Source organism: Ruminococcus sp. AF20-12LB (assembly GCF_003478985.1).
In the GTDB taxonomy this organism is placed as follows: domain Bacteria; phylum Bacillota; class Clostridia; order Lachnospirales; family Lachnospiraceae; genus Blautia_A.
On the sequence record NZ_QUGH01000010.1, the window covers coordinates 21742 to 40936 of the forward strand.

Below are 19195 nucleotides of genomic sequence, written 5' to 3' on the forward strand. Positions count from 1 at the left end.
AGTTAACTTCTAAATCAACTGTTTTTTGAAAGGTCGTTTCATCAGATTCTTATAGCAATCCAGCAAATAATCTCATAAATAATTGTCCCAGTCGCAAATATGCACTTCGTCCGGTTTGATATTGGTCTGTCACATCACGACATTCTCCCATCGTTCTTATCAGATCATTTTTTATTTCCACAACTGCCTGACAATCTGCCATAAAACAGCCGTTTTCAAAATGGTGATATAAACTTCGATAATCCAGATTAATTGTTCCACAAGTTGCCATACAGTCATCTGCCACACTCATTTTTGCATGACAGAAACCAGGAGTCCACTCATAAACACGAACACCATGTTTAACTAATCCATGATAAAAAGAACGAGTTATATTATAAATGAATTTTTTATCAGGGATACCAGGTGTGATAATTCTTACGTCTACCCCGCGCTTAGCAGCCAGACATAACGCATGCGTCATTTCATCTGTTATGATTAGATATGGAGTCATAAACCAACAATATTTTTCAGCTTTATTTATCATACTGATATAAACTTCTTCTCCTACTTGCTCATTATCCATAGGGCTGTCTGCATAAGGTTGAACAAACCCAGTTTGCTGTGCCGCATAATCATAGTGGAAAAGGTATTTACTAAAATCAGAATCATTAGCATCCTTATCACTTACTGCATTCCACATTTCCAAAAATGTCACCGTAAGCGACTGAACAGCATCTCCTTCTAAACGAATACCTGTATCTTTCCACTGTCCATACGGGTGTGTGTAATTAAAATATTCGTTTGCTAGATTATATCCACCTGTAAATCCGACTTTTCCATCAATAACTGTTATTTTTCTATGATCACGATTGTTCAAAAACAGATTTAAACCTGGCATAAATGGATTGAATACACGGCAATGAATTCCTATTGCCTCCATCTTTTTCACAAAATCTGTGTTAATAAAGCCTATAGAACCCATATCATCGTAGAATACTCTAACTTCCACACCTGCTTTTACTCGCTCTTCCAGAACATCTTGAATCTTATGCCATGCTTCAGCGTCTTCTATCGCATGATATTCCATAAAGATAAACTTCTGTGCTTTCTCCAAATCCTTAAGCTGTGCCTCTAATCCTTTCACTGCTTCATCAAAATACACAATATCCGTATTCTGATAGATTGGATACTGCGAATTTCTTTGTATGTAACTTGCTATATTTCCTGCTTTCGGAATTGTTTCTTTTATTTTGCTCAAACACTCCTGACTGTCCGGAAGCATTGGTAACAATTTGCTATCAATTTCTGCATACCGCTCACGCATTTTATGTGTGCCACCATTCAAACCAATCAACAAATATAGGCCTACACCCATAATTGGGAAAATTAGAATTAAAATGACCCAAGGCATTTTCATAGAGGATGTCTTATTTGATGCGTACAATCCCAAAACCAAGATCCCACTCAAAATCCTTGTAAATAAATTTATGATTTCTGCATATTCATTCAAGCGTGTTACGATAGTAATAATAAAAATCACTTCCAGAAGAATGCAGATTATGGAAAAACACAGCCGTTTTACCCCATTTTTTGTTTTTGCTTTGCCCTCTAAAGTATCTTGTTTCATATATATTCCACCTTCCTACTTGCTCAGTTTTCTCCCTAAATTTCGTGTAACATACCAATTTTGTCTTTTATTCTCTGCATTTCATTATCTGCTTCAATGATAGCTCTTGCAGAATGAAGTAATTCTTCACTTATCTCATCATAGCCAGGCATTTCTTCAATTCCTTTTTTATAGCGAAGTTGATGTTCCAATGTTGCCCAGAAATCCATACCATTGGTTCGAATCTGTAATTCTACACGCATAGGTGTTTTACCCTTAGCAAAAATACTGGTATTTCAACAATCATATGATAGCTTCGATAACCATTCGATTTTGGATTTTTTATATAATCTTTTATCTAAAAAACACAATAAAAATCTGATTATCCGCTAAAACACAGTATCTATCAGCATTTTCAAGGAAACAAACACATCAATTTACTACTTATTTACTACTAACGAATGAGCCTTGATACGCAAGTTTTCCTAGATATGCAAAGATATGGTACAGCACATCAGTATTGAAACAACAAAAAATTGAATTTTTATAGACTATGGAACGCCTAAAATGACGTTCCTTTTCTATTTCCAGCCGTTCATTATGGACGGCTATTTTATTACCCAAAATGAAAGGAGCATTAGATTTATGAAAAAGATATTGAAACGATTATGCACGGGCGTACTAGCCCTAGCGACTGTCGTTACTACCTTACCGAGTACACCCGTTCATGCGGAAAGTAAGCAATACTGGACGCAATCCAATGAGCGTGTCGGTATCGTTGAAAAAGTAATGAATGACGGTTCGATTGGTTCTACCTTTAACGAGGGGCATTTGACCGTCGAGGGCGAGGACGCTTACTGTATCGACATTAACACAGACTTTAAAAATGGTTATAAGACCAGAGCTGACGCAAGCTCACGCATGACTGCCGACCAGATAAGCGACGTTGCCTTATCCATTGAATATGTGAAACAGTACACAGACAGCCACAGCGGAATAAGCAACAATCACGCCTACCTTTTAAGACAGCTTGTGGTCTGGCAGAGATTAAGCGTTCATCTGGGCTGGCAATGCGACAACGTGCGAGCTTCTTATGATGAAATCCCAAAGGTAACGCAGGACGAAGTATTTGCAGGGGCAAAAGCCTTTGTCAAAGAGAATAAAGGACGTTATGAATGTGGCGGTTATATCTACTCTGGCGAGGGGCAGGAACTAGGACAGTTCTGGGCGAACTTAAACGTCGGAAATGCCACATTGAAAAAATCTTCCAGTAATGCCAGCATTACAGAGAACAACAGGATTTACTCAATCGCTGGTGCAACTTACGGTGTCTTTTCTGATAAAGACTGCACGAAACAGCTTGCCACCCTTACGACTGATAGTAACGGCAATACAGAGATTGTAGAGGTTAAAGCAGGAACGGTCTATATCAAGGAATTATCCGCACCAGCAGGATATAAAGTAGATAAAACGGTCTATCCATTGACAATCAAAGCTGGCGAAACAGCAACCTTGAATGTATCTGATACACCGAAAGTAACAGACACCTTGATTGAGCTTTTCAAAATCGACATGGAAACGCAGAAAGACAACCCACAAGGGAACGCTTCTTTAGAGGGTACGGAGTTTACATGGAAATATTATGACGGTTACTACAACAAGAACAATCTTCCAGAAAAAGCTACTCGTACATGGACGACAAAGACAATCGCTGAAAAGGACAGCGACGGCACAATCCATTATGTTACAAAATTAGATGACGCATACAAAGTAGCTGGCGACAGCTTCTATATGCAGGACGGAAAAGCGGTTCTTCCTTTAGGAACGCTAACCGTTGAGGAAACAAAAGCTCCAAACGGCTACTTGTTAGAGGGTGCATATATGCAGGCTGGCGACAAGTCCGAACAGATGAAAGGCTTATATGTAACACAGATTACCGAGGACGGCGACCTTGCCGTATTGACTGGAAGTAACCAGTTTTCTGTATCAGATAAAGTCATTCGTGGCGGTGTGAAAATCCAGAAACGAGATTTAGAAACGGGCGATACAAAGCCACAAGGAAGTGCGACCTTGAAAGATACTGCCTTTGACATCATTTCCTTAAATGATAATGCGGTATTGGTTGAGGGCAAGCTATACAAGAAAAATGAAGTGGTAAAAACAATCCATACGGATATTGAGGGTATCGCTTCTACTTCTGCCGACCTTTTACCTTATGGAAACTTCCGTATCGTTGAGAGTGAAGCACCCGACGGATATTTGACAGACGGTGCAAAGCCGATTGACTTTTCAATCACAGAGAATGGAAAAATCGTAGAATTAACCGACAAAGCACACTCTATCTACAATCAAGTGAAACGTGGCGATATTGAGGGCGTAAAAATCGGTGCAGGAACACACAAGCGTCTTGCTGATGTTCCGTTTAGGATCACAAGCAAGACGACGGGCGAAAGTCATATCGTGGTAACTGATGATAACGGGCAGTTCTCCACTTCTGCTGACTGGGCTAGTCATAAGCACAATACCAACGCAGGCAAAACAAGCGAGGACGGTGTATGGTTTGGAACTTCTGAACCAGACGACAGCAAAGGTGCGTTGCCTTATGATACTTACATCATTGAAGAATTGAGATGTGAAAGCAATAAGGGCTTTGAGCTTATCTCACCTTTTGAAATCGTGGTATCAAGAAATAACCGTGTGATTGATTTAGGGACTTTGACTGATGAATACGAAAAAGAAATCACAATCCATACCACAGCAACCAGCAAGGACGGCGAAAAGACAATCCTTGCAGGAAAAGAAATCACGATTGTAGATACTGTCAAATTAGACGGACTTACAAAAGGGACAAAGTATCAGCTTGTAGGCTGGCAAATGTTGAAAGAAGAAAACGCCGAGCTTATCATTGACGGAAAACGTGTAGAAAACGACTATACCTTTGTCGCTGATGATGAAGCTATGAAAGTGGAAATTGCTTATACATTCAATGCGTCTGCTTTAGGTGGCAAGAACCTTGTTACCTTTGAAGAATTGTATGATTTGAGCAACCCAGATGAACCCGTAAAAGTTGCGGAACACAAGGACATTGAGGACGACGGGCAGACTGTTTTAATTACAGAGCGTATCATCAAAATACATACGACTGCTACTGATGAGGACGGCAACAAAGAGATTGAAGCAGGAAAAGACGTTACAATCATTGATACGGTTACTTTAGAGGGCTTAGAAATCGGTACAAAGTATCAGCTTGTAGGCTGGCAGATGTTGAAAGAAGAAAATGCGGAGCTTATCATTGACGGCAAACGTATAGAGAATGACTATACCTTTATCGCTGATAAAGAAAGCATGAAAGTAGAGATTGCCTTTACCTTTGACGCTTCTTCTCTTGGCGGTAAACAACTTGTAACCTTTGAAGAATTGTATGATTTGAGCAATCCAGATGAACCGAAAAAGGTTACGGAACACAAGGACATTGAGGACGACGGACAGACGGTTACTATCAAAGAAGTACCAGAAACGCCCGAAGAACCGAAAGAACCAGAGAAACCAGAAACACCACAGACACCCGATACACCAAAGAAAACAGACAGTCCAAAAACGGGCGACAGTACCAACTTTTACGGACTGCTTGCACTTCTTCTGACTTCTGGTGCTGGAATGGCTGGAACATATCTTTACAAACGCCGTAAAGCGAAAAAATCATAAGGCGGTAACGATATGATGAAAGAAAAATCACGCTCTCCGCCGAAGCTGTCAAAACGGCAGACTTCCGCTTATTCTGGCTTGTCTGCTACTTACTTGCAAGCACACGGATAGTCAAGGGTGCGTAAGCATACAATTTACCCTTTACTATCTGTGGGATTGCTGGTACTTCCTTAACCGCCAGAATAAGAAATCACAATCAATTAACTTATCAAAAATAGAAAGAAACGAGGTAAAACACTATGGAAATGAAATATGTCGTGCCAGATATGGCACAGTCTTTTGGAACTCTTGAATTTGCAGGCGAAAGCGACCATGTTTTTGACAGAGATAAGGATAACCGCAGATTTTTCGCAAGAAGAAGCTACAACCTTTATTCAGATGTGCAGAGAGGGGAAAATGTTGTGGTGGAAATTCCTGTGCAGGCTGGCGAAAAGCAGTTTAAATATGAACAGAAAGTAAAACTTGTCAATCCGAAGCTATACGGCAGAGGTTACGCAATCGGGGATATGGGACATACCGATTATGTGTTGCTTGCTGATGATATTGTAACAGTTGAAGAAAAGTAAAGGAGTGAAGAATTTATGAGATTATCAAACGGTTTTGTTATCGACAAAGAGAAAACATTTGGAGAATTGAAATTTACAGCGGTGCGTGATGTGTTCTTGCAGAATGAGGACGGGACACCGAGTACCCAGCTTAAAAAGCGTATTTATGATTTGAAGTGCAGTCTGCATGGTGGAATTATCCCCGTGTCCGTACCGCCAGAAGTACCGTTAAGGGAATTTCCGTACAATGCAGTTGTAGAGCTTGTCAATCCCGTAGCTGATACGGTATCACGAAAAACCTATATGGGTGCAGATGTGGACTGGTATGTAAAGGCAGAGGATATTGTGTTGAAGAACAAAAATAATCAGAACGCAGGCAACCCACAGAACCATACACCGCAGGGACAGCCAAAAAAATAAACGGATAAGGAGTGCTTATGAACATACTGAACTATAAGGGAAAGCGTATCAGAGCCAGCGACAAAGGCTTAGTGTATCGTTTCTGTGCTGGTACGCTTTTGTTTCTGTTCCTAGCGGTATTACTACTCTTGAACATGGGACAGCTCATGCGTACCGATTGGGAGCATTTCAGCCTATTAGACAACGGCTTGACGCTTTCCCCTTACAACTTCATAACCATACTGATAGCGACTGGTGTTTGTGCATTGGTCGCTTTTCTGTATTACCGTTTCTGTTACGACAGTTACAAGAAGCTCCTGCACCGTCAAAAGCTGGCAAGAATGGTACTGGAAAACAAGTGGTATGAAGCCGATACCGTACAAGACAGCGTTTTTTTTACTGACCTGCAAAGCAGATCAAGGGAAAAAATCGTCTGGTTTCCAAAGATTTATTATCAAATGGAAAAAGGACTGCTTCATATCCGCTGTGAAATTACATTAGGAAAATATCAAGACCAGCTTTTACGGTTAGAGGATAAATTGGAAAGTGGCTTGTATTGTGAGCTGACCGACAAGACCCTGCATGACGGCTATATCGAATATACCCTGCTTTATGATATGATAGCGAACCGCATTACCATTGATGAAGTACGGGCAGAAAACGGCTGTCTTAGACTGATGAAAAATCTTGTCTGGGAATATGACGCACTCCCTCACGCTCTGATTGCTGGTGGAACTGGTGGCGGTAAAACCTATTTTCTGCTGACGCTCATTGAAGCCTTACTACATACCAACGCTGTCCTTTACATCTTAGACCCGAAGAACGCTGACCTTGCAGACTTAGGGACGGTTATGGGAAATGTGTATCACACCAAAGAAGAAATGATAGCTTGCGTCAATGCCTTTTATGAGGGCATGGTACAGCGAAGTGAGGAAATGAAGCGACACCCGAACTATAAGACGGGCGAAAACTACGCCTATTTGGGACTGCCACCCTGCTTTCTTATCTTTGATGAATATGTAGCATTTTTTGAAATGCTGGGGACGAAAGAAAGCGTGAGCTTACTTAGCCAGTTAAAGAAAATCGTTATGTTAGGACGACAAGCAGGTTATTTCCTTATTGTTGCCTGCCAGCGTCCAGACGCAAAGTATTTCTCGGACGGTATCAGAGATAACTTCAATTTCCGTGTGGGACTTGGGCGTATCAGCGAATTAGGTTACGGTATGCTGTTTGGTTCAGATGTGAAAAAGCAGTTTTTCCAGAAGCGTATCAAGGGGCGTGGCTATTGTGATGTGGGGACAAGCGTTATCAGCGAATTTTACACGCCTTTAGTTCCGAAAGGACATGATTTTCTACAAGAAATCGGCAGGCTGGAAGAAAAAAGGACTGCAAGCAACGAAAACTGACAATCCTACTTCAATTTCAATATGTCGTTTGGAGAACATTCCAGAAAATCACAGAGCTTTGCAAGGATTGTGAGGTCAATTCTGGAAACTTTGTTCTTGCAATAGTTATTAAGCTGTGTCCGCTGTAATTTACACGCTTCACAGACTTTGTTTTTGCTGATATTCTTCTCTTTCAAAAGATTTTCTAAATCAATATATACCTGCATACGCTGTACCTCGTCTTTTCTTTGAATTATAAGATACAACTGTATTGATAAATAAGATGTATTACCGTAGACTGTATTATAATACACCCTACAAGAAAGGACAGTAACAGTATGTGCAAAAAGAGAAAAATCATAACAATCACGGTACTTTTTGTGCTAGGATTGGCGGTTTCCTATCTGCAATGGGGACGTGAGATTGATGTAGCAGGAAGTATGAGGACTTCATCAGAAAACTTCCATGAGGAACACGTTACCTTTACGCTCAACCGTCTTATCATAACAGATAAAGAAAAATGTGCAGAGGAAATCATCAAAAAATGCAGGGAGAATGATTTTACTTCTATCCTGTTCAGCTATGATGTGGCAAAGCCAAACGCTTTATATGGTACGGTGTACCGTTCCCGTTTTTCCATGAAAGGACAAAAGCCTTTGTTTCGCTTCCGATACACGCAGACAGCGGACACGCTCGGTTCATACAACATTGTTGATGATCCAGAAGCGTTCACGCTGGTAATCGAATAACGCAAGGCAGGAGGGGACGGCGACGTGCGAAGCGAAAGGCGACGGCACGGACTAGCCGTTGCTGGTGTGGCGTAAGCCACGCCAGCAGGTAAAACCCCTCGGTATCTAACAGAGGGGTACGTTTGCAAATAGACAATAGACAAAAAACATAGGAAACATAAGGCTTCTGGCATGGTTTTCTAGCAAAAATCGGCTGTGAAGTCGCCTTAAAAAACTTCACACTTTACAGATTGGGGGTATGGTTCTGAATGAAGAACAACGGATAAAAGAATTACGGGAGAAACGGATTGCTTACGGTATCTCACAAGGCAGGCTGGCGGTGGCTTCTGGTATCACAAGGGAATATTTCAACAAGATAGAAAGTGGAAAAATGAAGCCGTCAAAGGAACTTCTGGAAACTCTGCATAAGGAACTGGCAAGGTTCAATCCAGAAGTACCGCTTACCATGCTGTTTGATTATGTGAAAATTCGTTTTCCCACGCTGGATATACAGCACATCATCAAAGATATATTAAAACTGAATATCAATTATATGCTCCATGAAGATTACGGACATTACAGTTATACGGAGCATTATTCTTTAGGGGACATCTTTATCTATACGTCGGCTGACGAAGAAAAAGGTGTCCTTTTAGAGTTAAAGGGGCGTGGTTGCCGACAGTTTGAAAGTTACCTGCTGGCACAACAAAGAAGTTGGTATGACTTTCTCATGGACGCACTCATAGACGGTGGCGTGATGAAGCGTATCGACCTTGCTATCAACGACCATACGGGTATTTTGGATATTCCAGAGCTTGCGGAAAAATGCAGGAAACGGGAATATATCGGAAAGTCCAGAAGTTATAAGTTTTATCAGTCGGGCGAGCTTATCAAGCATAGAGAGGACGACAGAGAATATATGGGACGCACCCTTTATCTTGGTTCGCTAAAATCAGATGTGTATTTCTGTATCTATGAAAAGGACTATGAGCAGTACGTCAAGTTAGGGACACCGCTGGAAGAAGCCGACATTATCAACCGTTTTGAGATACGGCTTAGAAATGAACGTGCCTATTATGCAGTACGAGATTTGCTGACCTATTATGACGCAGAGCAGACTGCCTTTTCTATCATCAACCAGTATGTGCGGTTTGTTGATGAAGAAGCAGACAAGCGAAAAAATGACTGGAAACTCAATGACCGCTGGGCGTGGTTTATCGGCGATAACAGACAGAGCTTGAAGCTGACGACAAAGCCAGAGCCTTACACCTTAGACCGTACATTGCGGTGGGTACAACGGCAGGTAGCACCGACCTTGAAAATGCTGAAAAGGATTGATAAGGGAAACGGAACAGACTACATGAAAACTATCGAACAGCAGGCAAAGCTCACAGAAAAGCATGAAATGATAATCAAACAGCAGACGACCCCTGCAAAAGATTTAGTAGAAAGTTAGGAGTGATGAAAAAATGTGGGAATTATTGAAAGACTTCCTGCTGGTATCTGTTGGAACGGGTATCGGCGTAGCCTTGATGTGTATTTTAAGTGTTGGCAAAGGAGCTGACTATGAAATGAAGAAATTAAAAGAAAGCGAGGACAAATAACATGAATTTCGGGCAAAATTTGTATCAATGGTTTTTAAGCAACGCACAGAGCTTAGTGCTTATGTCGATTGTGGTTATCGGTATCTACTTAGGGTTCAAGCGTGAGTTTTCAAAACTTATCGGTTTCTTGGTAGTTGCCTTGATTGCTGTCGGCTTGGTATTCAATGCTGGCGGTGTGAAAGATGTACTGTTAGAGCTGTTCAATAAGATTATCGGTGCATAAAATTTTATTGTGGGGCTGATGTATGGGTGCTATAATGTGAAAAAAGAAGTAATCGAGGTGTTCTATTTTGAATGAGAGAGAAAAAATTATTCGTTTATGGTTTGATATGTGGTTGAAACAGCAAGACTTAGGAATAGATAAAATTTTTACAGAAGATGTTGTTTATACGGAAAGCTGGTGTCCTAAATATGAAAATCTTAAAACAGTAAAACATTGGTTTAATGAATGGAATACTCGTGGTAAAGTCATTATTTGGGATATTAAACAGTTCTTTCATAAAGAAAATCAAACTGTCGTAGAATGGTATTTTAAAAATGAAATGAATACGGGAAGCGTTGAAGAATTTGACGGTATTTCCTTAATTGAATGGACAGAAGATAACAAAATCAAATCATTAAAAGAATATGGTTGCAATCTGAATAACTATAATCCATATCAACACAGCGATAACCCTCAATTTAGAGATGAAAAAACAAACTGGTTTTAAAACTTAATCAAATTATATCCATATACATAAAGCAGTTAGTCTTAGGATTGACTGCTTTTTTCTTACCTAAAATCAGATTGGAGTGATGAAATGAGCGATATTTTTAAGGATATGCAGGCAAACGTCGGCTGTGATTATATTTCTAACCTGCCCTCTTACAAGCGTAAAGTGTGGCATGAAATGAAGCGATTACCGCTTACGAATTATGATATAAAACAGTTAGAAGATTTTTCAAAGTATGTGTTTGGTATGTCGTACCAGAGCTTAAAAGATGTGATGAAGCAACAGAAAGGACGTGAGGAACAATGCAGGAAACAAGGGTGCTGGTGGAAACGAGAGGAACAACTGGCGAAGAAACAATATCATACTGGTTCGACCTGCCGATAGATGTTGCCGAGTTTGAAGAAAAGTTAGGTATCGGTGCAGAAAGTGGGGATTATCGTATTATCGAAAAGGTGTTGCCTTATGCTGATGAAGTCCACGAACACACCAGCGTGTACCAGCTCAACGAATTAGATTTTATGTACCGCCAGCTTTCAAGTGATATGCAGGAAGAATATGTATCACTACTTACGGTGTTTGAAAATTTAGAAGCACTTTATATTTGCAGGAACGTGATTATTGTTTATCCCGACTGTAAAAGCATGATAGATGTTGCAAGGCAAAAGCTGATGAACGACCCGATGTTCAAGCATTTATCCGAGGACTGTCAAGAATACTACTTTGACTTTGAAGCCTACGCTTCTCACTTGCAGGAACACGGGAAATTTTTAGTAACAGAACACGGTATCTTTGAACTGCCAGAGTAGGAAATGAGGTGGTGCTTATGATTGATGATATGGCGGTTTATATTGCTAATCTTGGCAAATACAATGAGGGCTATTTAGTCGGTGCTTGGTTCACGTTCCCCATTGACGAGGAAGATGTGAAAGAAAAAATCGGCTTGAATGAACAGTATGAGGAATACGCTATCCATGATACCGACAACTTTCCCATTGCGATTGGCGAGTATGTTTCCATTGAAGAACTCAATGAGATGTATGAAATGATAGAGGAACTTCCCGACTATATTGTAGAGTGTCTGGACGAATTTATCAGCCACTATGGGACGCTGGAAGAAGTCGTGGAACATAAGGACGATATTTACTATTATCCCGACTGTGAAACCATGACAGATGTTGCCTACTACTACATAGACGAATTGCAGGCACTTGGGGACATTCCACCCAGCTTACAGAATTACATTGACTATGAAGCCTACGGGCGAGATTTGGATATGGGCGGTTGCTTTATTGAAACAAGCCGAGGTATGTGCGAGATACCATATTAACGCTGGAAGATCAGCGACAAGCATTGTTGCTACTGACAGCGTATTTCTCTTTAAGGGACAGTCTGAAAATGGCTGTCCTTTTCTATTTTGAAAGGAGCTGAAAGAACTTGAAAAAGATTAAAAGCTACACGGGTATCTGGAACGTGGAAAAAGTCTTGTATGCAATCAATGACTTTAACTTACCCTTTCCCGTTACTTTTACACAGATTACATGGTTTGTGATTACGGAATTTATCATCATTCTGTTTGGGGATATTCCCCCACTTTCCATGATTGAGGGAGCATTTCTCAAATACTTTGGTATTCCCGTTGCTCTCACTTGGTTCATGTCGCAGAAAACCTTTGACGGAAAGAAGCCGTACAGCTTTTTGAAATCACAGATAACCTATGCCCTGCGACCAAAAATCACTTATGCAGGAAAAGCCGTAAAACTGCATAAGCAGATATTGAATGAAACAATCACGGCAGTAAGGAGTGTGAACTATGTTCCCGATAAAATATATTGACAATAACCTTGTCTGGAACAAGGACAATGAGGTGTTCGCCTACTATGAGCTGATACCATACAACTATTCTTTTCTATCCGCAGAGCAGAAATTTATCGTGCATGACAGTTTCCGACAGCTTATCGCACAGTCCCGTGAGGGTAAAATTCATGCGTTGCAGATTGCCACAGAAAGCTCAATCCGCAGTATGCAGGAACAGTCAAAGAAGCTGGTAACTGGAAAATTAAAGGAAGTTGCCTGCCAGAAGATAGACGAACAGACCGAAGCGTTAGTATCTATGATTGGGGACAATCAAGTGGACTACCGCTTTTTTCTTGGCTTTAAGCTCATGGTTACGGAAGAACAGCTCAATCTGAAGAACATCAAAAAATCGGTGTGGCTGACGTTCACAGAATTTCTCCATGAAGTGAACCACACGCTGATGAATGATTTTGTTTCCATGCCGAATGATGAAATCAACCGTTACATAAAAATGGAAAAGTTACTGGAAAATAAAATCTCCCGTCGCTTTAAGGTGCGTCGCTTGGAAATCCATGATTTTGGGTATCTCATGGAACATCTTTACGGCAGGGACGGTATCGCTTATGAAGATTATGAGTACCAGCTACCAAAGAAAAAATTGAACAAAGAGACGCTGATAAAATACTACGACCTTATCCGTCCGACAAGGTGTGTGATTGAGGAAAGCCAGCGGTATTTACGATTGGAACATGAGGACAAGGAAAGCTATGTGTCCTATTTTACCGTCAATGCGATTGTAGGAGAGCTTGATTTTCCGTCGTCTGAAATCTTCTATTTCCAGCAACAGCAATTCACATTCCCCGTTGATACGAGCATGAATGTAGAAATCGTGGAAAATCGGAAAGCATTAACGACCGTCCGCAACAAGAAAAAGGAACTGAAAGACCTTGATAATCACGCCTATCAAGCAGGAAGTGAAACCAGCTCAAATGTGGTGGACGCTTTAGACAGCGTGGACGAGCTGGAAACTGATTTAGACCAGACAAAAGAAAGTATGTATAAGTTAAGCTACGTCATACGGGTGTCTGCACCCGATCTTGACGAGCTGAAACGCCGTTGTGATGAAGTCAAGGACTTTTACGACGACCTCAATGTAAAGCTGGTGCGTCCTGCTGGGGATATGCTGGGGCTTCATTCTGAATTTTTACCAGCCAGCAAGCGATATATCAATGACTATGTGCAGTATGTAAAATCAGATTTTTTAGCTGGGCTTGGCTTTGGTGCGACACAGCAGTTAGGAGAAACTACGGGTATCTATATGGGCTATTCTGTTGATACGGGAAGAAATGTGTACCTGCAACCGTCCCTTGCCAGTCAAGGTGTAAAAGGTACAGTTACCAACGCTTTAGCGTCTGCTTTTGTCGGTTCGCTTGGCGGTGGGAAATCGTTCTGTAACAATCTTCTGGTATATTATGCGGTGCTGTTTGGCGGTCAAGCACTTCTGTTAGACCCTAAAAGTGAGCGTGGTAACTGGAAAGAAACGCTCCCAGAGATTGCACATGAAATCAATATCGTAAATCTTACCAGCGATAAGGACAATGCAGGGCTTCTTGACCCGTTTGTGATTATGAAGAATGTAAAAGACGCTGAAAGTCTGGCAATCGACATCTTAACATTCCTTACGGGTATTTCTTCAAGGGACGGCGAAAAATTCCCCGTACTTCGTAAGGCAGTACGCTCCGTTACCCAGAGCGACAGTCGGGGCTTGCTCCATGTGATAGACGAGCTACGCCGTGAAGATACGCCCATATCAAGAAATATCGCAGACCATATCGACAGCTTCACGGACTACGACTTTGCACACCTGCTGTTTTCAGACGGTACGGTAGAAAATGCTATCAGTCTGGATAATCAGCTCAATATCATTCAAGTAGCCGACCTTGTACTGCCAGATAAAGATACCACTTTTGAAGAATACACGACCATTGAATTGTTGTCTGTGTCTATGCTGATTGTGATTAGTACCTTTGCCCTTGATTTTATCCATTCGGACAGAAGCATTTTTAAGATTGTCGATTTAGACGAAGCGTGGGCGTTCTTAAATGTGGCACAAGGAGAAACCTTATCAAATAAGCTGGTTCGTGCTGGGCGAGCTATGCAGGCAGGCGTTTATTTCGTTACCCAGTCTGCCTATGACGTGTCAAAGGAAAGTCTGAAAAACAATATCGGCTTAAAGTTTGCATTTAGAAGCACGGATATAAACGAGATAAAGCAGACCTTAGAGTTTTTCGGTATCGACAAGGACGATGAGAACAACCAGAAACGCTTGCGTGATTTGGAGAACGGACAATGCTTATTGCAGGACTTATACGGGCGTGTCGGTGTGGTGCAGATACACCCAGTCTTTGAAGAACTGCTACACGCCTTTGATACCAGACCGCCCGTACAGAGAAATGAGGTGGAGTGATGAAAGAAAGGATAAAAGGTGTGTTCACAAAAAAGAAGATTTTCCACTTTCTCAAAATGGCTCTGTTCGTGGTGGCACTCTCCCTTATCCTGCTTTCACTTTTGGGGACGGTGGCTCATGCGACGGGGCTTGTAGACGATACCATAAACGCAGAAAATCTTTATTCAAAATATCCCCTTTCCAACTACCAGCTTGATTTTTTCGTCGATAATAGCTGGTCGTGGCTTCCGTGGAACTGGCTCGACGGTATCGGAAAATCGGTACAATACGGGCTGTACTGCATTACCAACTTTGTCTGGACTATCAGTTTGTATTTGAGTAATGCAACGGGCTATGTGGTGCAGGAAGCCTATAAGCTGGACTTCATCAATGATATGGCAGACAGTATCGGAAAGAGCATACAGACCCTTGCAGGCGTTACCGAGAACGGCTTTTCTTCTACGGGCTTCTATGTTGGTTTCCTGCTTCTCATTATCTTAGTGGTGGGAATGTACGTTGCTTATACGGGACTGATAAAACGGGAAACCAGCAAAGCACTTCACGCTGTTATCAACTTTGTGGTGGTGTTCGTGCTGTCCGCTTCATTTATTGCTTATGCTCCCGACTATATCAAGAAGATAAATGAATTTTCATCAGACATCAGTACCGCTTCTTTGGATTTGGGAACAAAAATCATGCTCCCTAACTCCGACAGCGAGGGTAAGGACAGCGTGGACTTGATACGGGACAGCCTATTTTCTATTCAAGTGGAACAGCCGTGGCTCTTGCTTCAATTCGGGAACAGCAACGCAGAAGAAATCGGGACAGACCGTGTAGAAGCTCTCGTATCGGCAAGTCCAGAGGACGAGGACGGGAAAACCAGAGAGGAAGTCGTGAAAACAGAAATCGAGGACAACGACAATAACAATCTGACAATACCGCAGGTCGTGAACCGTTTGGGTATGGTGTTCTTCCTCTTGTTCTTTAACTTGGGTATCACGATATTTGTATTCTTGCTTACGGGCATGATGTTGTTCAGCCAGATACTTTTTATTATCTTTGCAATGTTTTTACCTATCAGTTTTTTACTTTCCATGATACCGAGCTATGAAAGCATGGCAAAGCAGGCAATCGTGAGAGTATTTAATACCATAATGACACGGGCAGGAATAACGCTCATTGTAACGGTGGCATTTAGTATTTCCAGTATGTTTTACAACATTTCCACAGACTACCCATTCTTTATGGTGGCGTTCTTGCAGATAGTATGTTTCGCTGGTATCTACATGAAGCTGGGCGACTTAATGAGTATGTTCTCACTTAATGCTGGCGACAGTCAAAGCATGGGACGACGCATATTCCGCAGACCGTATCTGTTTATGCGACATCGGGCTAGGCGTATGGAACACCGTATTGCAAGGGCGGTAAGTGCTGGCGGTATTTCGGGCGGTGTAGCTGGTGCGGTGGCTGGAAGTGCCGTTGCTGGCAAGAGAGCCGAAAGAAAAAATACGGCTTCTAAAGAAAATCGGGGCAATACCACTTCCAGCATGGGACAGCGTGCAGGTTCAAAAGTCGGTGCTGTTTTAGATACGAAAAATAAAGTGAAAGACAAGGCAAACGCTGTCAAAGAGAATATCAAGGATATGCCGACACAGACCGCTTATGCGGTGTATTCCGCAAAGGAAAAGGCAAAGTCCAGCGTGTCCGACTTCAAGCGTGGCATGGTGCAGGAACAGCAGTCCAGACAGACGGGACGCTTGGAAAAGCAGGAACAGCGTAAGAAAAATATCGCTGACAAACGTATGGAGCTTCAAAAGGCACAAGAAGCAAGGCAGGTACAGCGAAAGGCTGACGGATCAGCGACAACGGGAGCTACCCGTCCCCATGAGCGACCAGTCACAGCTTCAACCATTCCAAAGCCGAGTGTTGAAAAAATGCAGGAAGTCAAACGCCCAGCCACAGCTCCAACTCCGAAAGCAAGTGAGCCAGTCAAGACAAATGTTATCAAAGAGCGTCCGTTATCTTCTGGTGCTTCTGATAAGAAAGCACCCCAGCCTACACAGACAGTACATAGGCAGAATGTAGAAAAAGTGGTATCGCAGGAAACACGCCAGAATGACACCAAAGACCGCAGGATAAAGGTTCAGCAGACCCAGAGCGTCCAGAAGAACCAGCAGACCATAGAGAAAACCCGTAACCTTGTAACGAAGAAAGGACAGAAGAAAAAATGAAACTGAAACATATCGCTATCATTGGCAGTCTGTTTCCTATCCTCTTTTCTCTGGTGCTTTTCTTTGGCGTCCTCATTAGTGCGGACAGCGACGACGAGAACAGCAATTTTTCTTCTGGCATTACGGGTATGAACCTATCCGCAGAAGTCTTGAAACATCAGCCTATGGTAGAAAAATACGCCAGAGAAAACGGTATCTCCGAGTATGTCAATGTGTTACTTGCTATCATTCAAGTAGAAAGTGGCGGTACGGCAGAAGATGTTATGCAGAGTTCGGAAAGTCTTGGTTTACCGCCTAATTCCTTAGATACGGAAAGCTCAATCAAGCAGGGGTGTAAGTATTTTGCGTCCCTGCTTTCTTCCTGCAAAAATCAAGGTATCGACGACTTGAATGTAGCGATACAGTCTTATAACTATGGCGGTGGCTATGTGGGATATGTGGCAGGAAAAGGAAAAAAACACACTTTTAATCTTGCAGAGAGCTTCGCCCGTGAGAAATCGGGTGGAAAGAAAGTAACCTACACCAACCCGATAGCCGTTGCTAAGAATGGGGGCTGGCGGTATGGCTATGGAAATATGTTCTATGTGGAAGTAGTCAATCAGTATTTAGCAGTTCCGCAGGTATCGGGAGAACTGGCACAAAAGGTAATGAATGAAGCGTTGAAATATCAAGGCTGGAAGTATGTGTATGGTGGCAGTAACCCGAATACTTCCTTTGATTGTTCGGGATTGACGCAATGGTGCTATGGAAAAGCTGGTATCTCCTTACCGAGAACAGCACAAGCACAGTATGACGCAACCCAACATCTGCCACTCTCGCAGGCAAAAGCAGGCGATTTGGTGTTTTTCCATTCCACCTATAACGCTGGTTCGTATGTAACACACGTCGGTATTCTTGTTTCGCCGACACAGATGTACCACGCAGGCGACCCGATAGGATATGCAGACCTAAGTAGTAGTTACTGGCAACAGCACTTAATCGGTGCAGGACGAGTAAAACAATAGAAAGGACTTGAAAAATATGTTTAAGAAGAATAAGAAACAGACAGAAACTATCAAAGAACCAAAAGAAAAAAAGGTGCGTACTGTCAAGGTAGGCACACATAAGAAAACCGTGATTGCGTTGTGGGTGGTGCTTGTCGCAAGCGTGAGCTTTGGGGTGTATAAGAATTTTACGGCTATCGACCAGCACACCACCCATGAAAAAGAAATCATTGAACTTTGCTTGCAGGACACCAACGGGATAGAAAATTTCGTGAAAAACTTTGCGAAGTCCTATTACACATGGGATAACAGCAAAGAAGCTATCGAAGCAAGGACGCAGGCAATCAGCGGTTATCTGACAAAGGAATTGCAGGACTTAAATGTAGACACCATTAGAACCGATATACCGACCAGCTCCACGGTTACAGATGTGATTGTATGGCATATCGAGCAATCGGGAGCGGACACTTTTTCTGCTACCTACGAAGTAGATCAGCAGATAAAAGAGGGAGAACAGACAAGCAATGTGAAAGCAACCTATACTGTAAAAGTCTATGTGGACGCAGACGGGGATATGGTAATCGTTCAAAACCCTACCCTTGCACCAGCAGTTGAAAAATCAGACTATGAGCCTAAGACACCAGAAGCAGACGCAAGCGTGGACGCTGATACGGTAAATGACGCTACCGCTTTTCTGGAAACATTCTTTAAGCTGTACCCAACAGCGACGGAAAAAGAGCTTGCTTACTATGTATTGGGAAATGTGATTGAACCTATCGGCAGGGACTACCTTTATTCTGAACTGGTAAACCCTATCTTTATAAAGGACGGCGACAATGTGAAAGTCAAGGTTGCGGTAAAATTCATTGATAATCAGACAAAAGCGACGCAGGTATCGCAGTATGAGCTTGTGCTACATAAGGATAGTAACTGGAAGATTGTAGGATAAATGATATAGCGTGCATTTCCTATCAGATTTGCACGCTTTTACAAAACGACAAGAAAACTGTGCAAAAATATTGACTTGTAATGACCGAATGCTATAATATAAATGACAAGTGTACTTGGTATTAT

The 19195-nt window shown here is 42.0% G+C and carries 19 protein-coding genes; 16 read left to right on the forward strand and 3 right to left on the reverse strand.

The window, feature by feature from the left end; all coding sequences use genetic code 11:
• Positions 1–49 precede the first annotated feature (49 nt).
• Together cls and DWX61_RS12835 are read right to left on the reverse strand one after the other, a co-directional pair.
• Positions 50–1609, reverse strand: coding sequence for a cardiolipin synthase (gene cls, locus DWX61_RS12830; RefSeq protein WP_055166960.1), 1560 nt, complete (start codon positions 1607–1609; stop codon positions 50–52).
• Positions 1610–1644: 35 nt separating this feature from the next.
• Positions 1645–1851: a RelA/SpoT-related domain-containing protein gene (locus DWX61_RS12835; RefSeq protein WP_502696294.1), complete on the reverse strand. Its 207-nt coding sequence runs from the start codon at positions 1849–1851 to the stop codon at positions 1645–1647.
• A 382-nt stretch (positions 1852–2233) separates the two neighbouring features.
• On the opposite strand from DWX61_RS12835, the gene DWX61_RS12840 reads away from it, so the two are divergent.
• The 4 genes from DWX61_RS12840 to DWX61_RS12860 all read left to right on the forward strand — a co-directional run bounded on the left by DWX61_RS12840 (position 2234) and on the right by DWX61_RS12860 (position 7643).
• Complete coding sequence (locus DWX61_RS12840) at positions 2234–5293, forward strand: SrtB-anchored collagen-binding adhesin (RefSeq protein ID WP_117565078.1); 3060 nt, start codon at positions 2234–2236, stop codon at positions 5291–5293.
• 239 nt (positions 5294–5532) lie between these two features.
• Entirely contained in the window at positions 5533–5859 is a 327-nt protein-coding gene (locus DWX61_RS12850; RefSeq protein ID WP_117565079.1) for a YdcP family protein, read from the forward strand.
• A 15-nt stretch (positions 5860–5874) separates the two neighbouring features.
• The gene (locus tag DWX61_RS12855; protein WP_117565080.1) at positions 5875–6258 is read left to right on the forward strand and encodes a YdcP family protein; all 384 of its coding nucleotides are present in this window, start codon (positions 5875–5877) and stop codon (positions 6256–6258) included.
• A 17-nt stretch (positions 6259–6275) separates the two neighbouring features.
• Positions 6276–7643, forward strand: coding sequence for an FtsK/SpoIIIE domain-containing protein (locus DWX61_RS12860; protein WP_117565081.1), 1368 nt, complete (start codon positions 6276–6278; stop codon positions 7641–7643).
• 5 nt (positions 7644–7648) lie between these two features.
• Here the strand turns inward: DWX61_RS12860 and DWX61_RS12865 are convergent, their stop codons facing one another.
• Entirely contained in the window at positions 7649–7849 is a 201-nt protein-coding gene (locus tag DWX61_RS12865) for a helix-turn-helix domain-containing protein (RefSeq protein ID WP_004612745.1), read from the reverse strand.
• A 111-nt stretch (positions 7850–7960) separates the two neighbouring features.
• On the opposite strand from DWX61_RS12865, the gene DWX61_RS12870 reads away from it, so the two are divergent.
• From DWX61_RS12870 to DWX61_RS12930, 12 genes are all read left to right on the forward strand, one after another.
• On the forward strand, positions 7961–8371 hold the full coding sequence (locus DWX61_RS12870) for a hypothetical protein (protein ID WP_117565083.1): 411 nt from the start codon (positions 7961–7963) through the stop codon (positions 8369–8371).
• A 238-nt stretch (positions 8372–8609) separates the two neighbouring features.
• Positions 8610–9806, forward strand: a complete 1197-nt coding sequence (gene mobT, locus DWX61_RS12875; RefSeq protein ID WP_003062030.1) for a MobT family relaxase — start codon at positions 8610–8612, stop codon at positions 9804–9806.
• 13 nt (positions 9807–9819) lie between these two features.
• Positions 9820–9954, forward strand: a complete 135-nt coding sequence (locus tag DWX61_RS12880; protein ID WP_003061156.1) for a DUF3789 domain-containing protein — start codon at positions 9820–9822, stop codon at positions 9952–9954.
• A gap of 1 nt (position 9955) precedes the next feature.
• The gene (locus DWX61_RS12885) at positions 9956–10177 is read left to right on the forward strand and encodes a hypothetical protein (RefSeq protein ID WP_003060793.1); all 222 of its coding nucleotides are present in this window, start codon (positions 9956–9958) and stop codon (positions 10175–10177) included.
• A 67-nt stretch (positions 10178–10244) separates the two neighbouring features.
• Entirely contained in the window at positions 10245–10664 is a 420-nt protein-coding gene (locus DWX61_RS12890; protein WP_003060053.1) for a nuclear transport factor 2 family protein, read from the forward strand.
• A 305-nt stretch (positions 10665–10969) separates the two neighbouring features.
• Entirely contained in the window at positions 10970–11473 is a 504-nt protein-coding gene (locus DWX61_RS12900; protein ID WP_003062492.1) for an antirestriction protein ArdA, read from the forward strand.
• A 17-nt stretch (positions 11474–11490) separates the two neighbouring features.
• On the forward strand, positions 11491–11994 hold the full coding sequence (locus DWX61_RS12905) for an antirestriction protein ArdA (RefSeq protein WP_002323345.1): 504 nt from the start codon (positions 11491–11493) through the stop codon (positions 11992–11994).
• Between the two features lie 107 nt (positions 11995–12101).
• On the forward strand, positions 12102–12500 hold the full coding sequence (locus DWX61_RS12910) for a conjugal transfer protein (protein WP_003061368.1): 399 nt from the start codon (positions 12102–12104) through the stop codon (positions 12498–12500).
• The gene (gene tcpF, locus DWX61_RS12915; RefSeq protein ID WP_003060327.1) at positions 12478–14928 is read left to right on the forward strand and encodes a conjugal transfer ATPase TcpF; all 2451 of its coding nucleotides are present in this window, start codon (positions 12478–12480) and stop codon (positions 14926–14928) included. The genes DWX61_RS12910 and tcpF overlap by 23 nt, the downstream gene beginning before the upstream one ends.
• Positions 14928–17138: a CD3337/EF1877 family mobilome membrane protein gene (locus DWX61_RS12920; protein WP_003060083.1), complete on the forward strand. Its 2211-nt coding sequence runs from the start codon at positions 14928–14930 to the stop codon at positions 17136–17138. Before tcpF ends, DWX61_RS12920 begins: the two co-directional genes overlap by 1 nt.
• Positions 17135–18142 carry a bifunctional lytic transglycosylase/C40 family peptidase gene (locus DWX61_RS12925; protein ID WP_003059774.1) on the forward strand — a complete coding sequence of 336 codons (1008 nt, stop codon included), beginning with the start codon at positions 17135–17137 and terminating at the stop codon, positions 18140–18142. Before DWX61_RS12920 ends, DWX61_RS12925 begins: the two co-directional genes overlap by 4 nt.
• A 16-nt stretch (positions 18143–18158) precedes the next feature.
• Positions 18159–19070, forward strand: a complete 912-nt coding sequence (locus DWX61_RS12930; RefSeq protein WP_003062215.1) for a conjugal transfer protein — start codon at positions 18159–18161, stop codon at positions 19068–19070.
• The last annotated feature ends 125 nt before the right edge of the window (positions 19071–19195 follow it).

Coding starts and splice junctions, on each gene's coding strand:
- DWX61_RS12920 (WP_003060083.1), top strand. CDS start 14,928: ATGAAAGAAAGGATAAAAGGTGTGTTCACAAAAAAGAAGATTTTCCAC.
- tcpF (WP_003060327.1), top strand. CDS start 12,478: ATGTTCCCGATAAAATATATTGACAATAACCTTGTCTGGAACAAGGAC.
- DWX61_RS12865 (WP_004612745.1), bottom strand. CDS start 7,849: ATGCAGGTATATATTGATTTAGAAAATCTTTTGAAAGAGAAGAATATC.
- DWX61_RS12840 (WP_117565078.1), top strand. CDS start 2,234: ATGAAAAAGATATTGAAACGATTATGCACGGGCGTACTAGCCCTAGCG.
- DWX61_RS12885 (WP_003060793.1), top strand. CDS start 9,956: ATGAATTTCGGGCAAAATTTGTATCAATGGTTTTTAAGCAACGCACAG.
- DWX61_RS12870 (WP_117565083.1), top strand. CDS start 7,961: ATGTGCAAAAAGAGAAAAATCATAACAATCACGGTACTTTTTGTGCTA.
- cls (WP_055166960.1), bottom strand. CDS start 1,609: ATGAAACAAGATACTTTAGAGGGCAAAGCAAAAACAAAAAATGGGGTA.
- DWX61_RS12855 (WP_117565080.1), top strand. CDS start 5,875: ATGAGATTATCAAACGGTTTTGTTATCGACAAAGAGAAAACATTTGGA.
- DWX61_RS12900 (WP_003062492.1), top strand. CDS start 10,970: ATGCAGGAAACAAGGGTGCTGGTGGAAACGAGAGGAACAACTGGCGAA.
- DWX61_RS12925 (WP_003059774.1), top strand. CDS start 17,135: ATGAAACTGAAACATATCGCTATCATTGGCAGTCTGTTTCCTATCCTC.
- DWX61_RS12930 (WP_003062215.1), top strand. CDS start 18,159: ATGTTTAAGAAGAATAAGAAACAGACAGAAACTATCAAAGAACCAAAA.
- DWX61_RS12850 (WP_117565079.1), top strand. CDS start 5,533: ATGGAAATGAAATATGTCGTGCCAGATATGGCACAGTCTTTTGGAACT.
- DWX61_RS12880 (WP_003061156.1), top strand. CDS start 9,820: ATGTGGGAATTATTGAAAGACTTCCTGCTGGTATCTGTTGGAACGGGT.
- DWX61_RS12860 (WP_117565081.1), top strand. CDS start 6,276: ATGAACATACTGAACTATAAGGGAAAGCGTATCAGAGCCAGCGACAAA.
- DWX61_RS12905 (WP_002323345.1), top strand. CDS start 11,491: ATGATTGATGATATGGCGGTTTATATTGCTAATCTTGGCAAATACAAT.
- mobT (WP_003062030.1), top strand. CDS start 8,610: ATGGTTCTGAATGAAGAACAACGGATAAAAGAATTACGGGAGAAACGG.
- DWX61_RS12835 (WP_502696294.1), bottom strand. CDS start 1,851: ATGCGTGTAGAATTACAGATTCGAACCAATGGTATGGATTTCTGGGCA.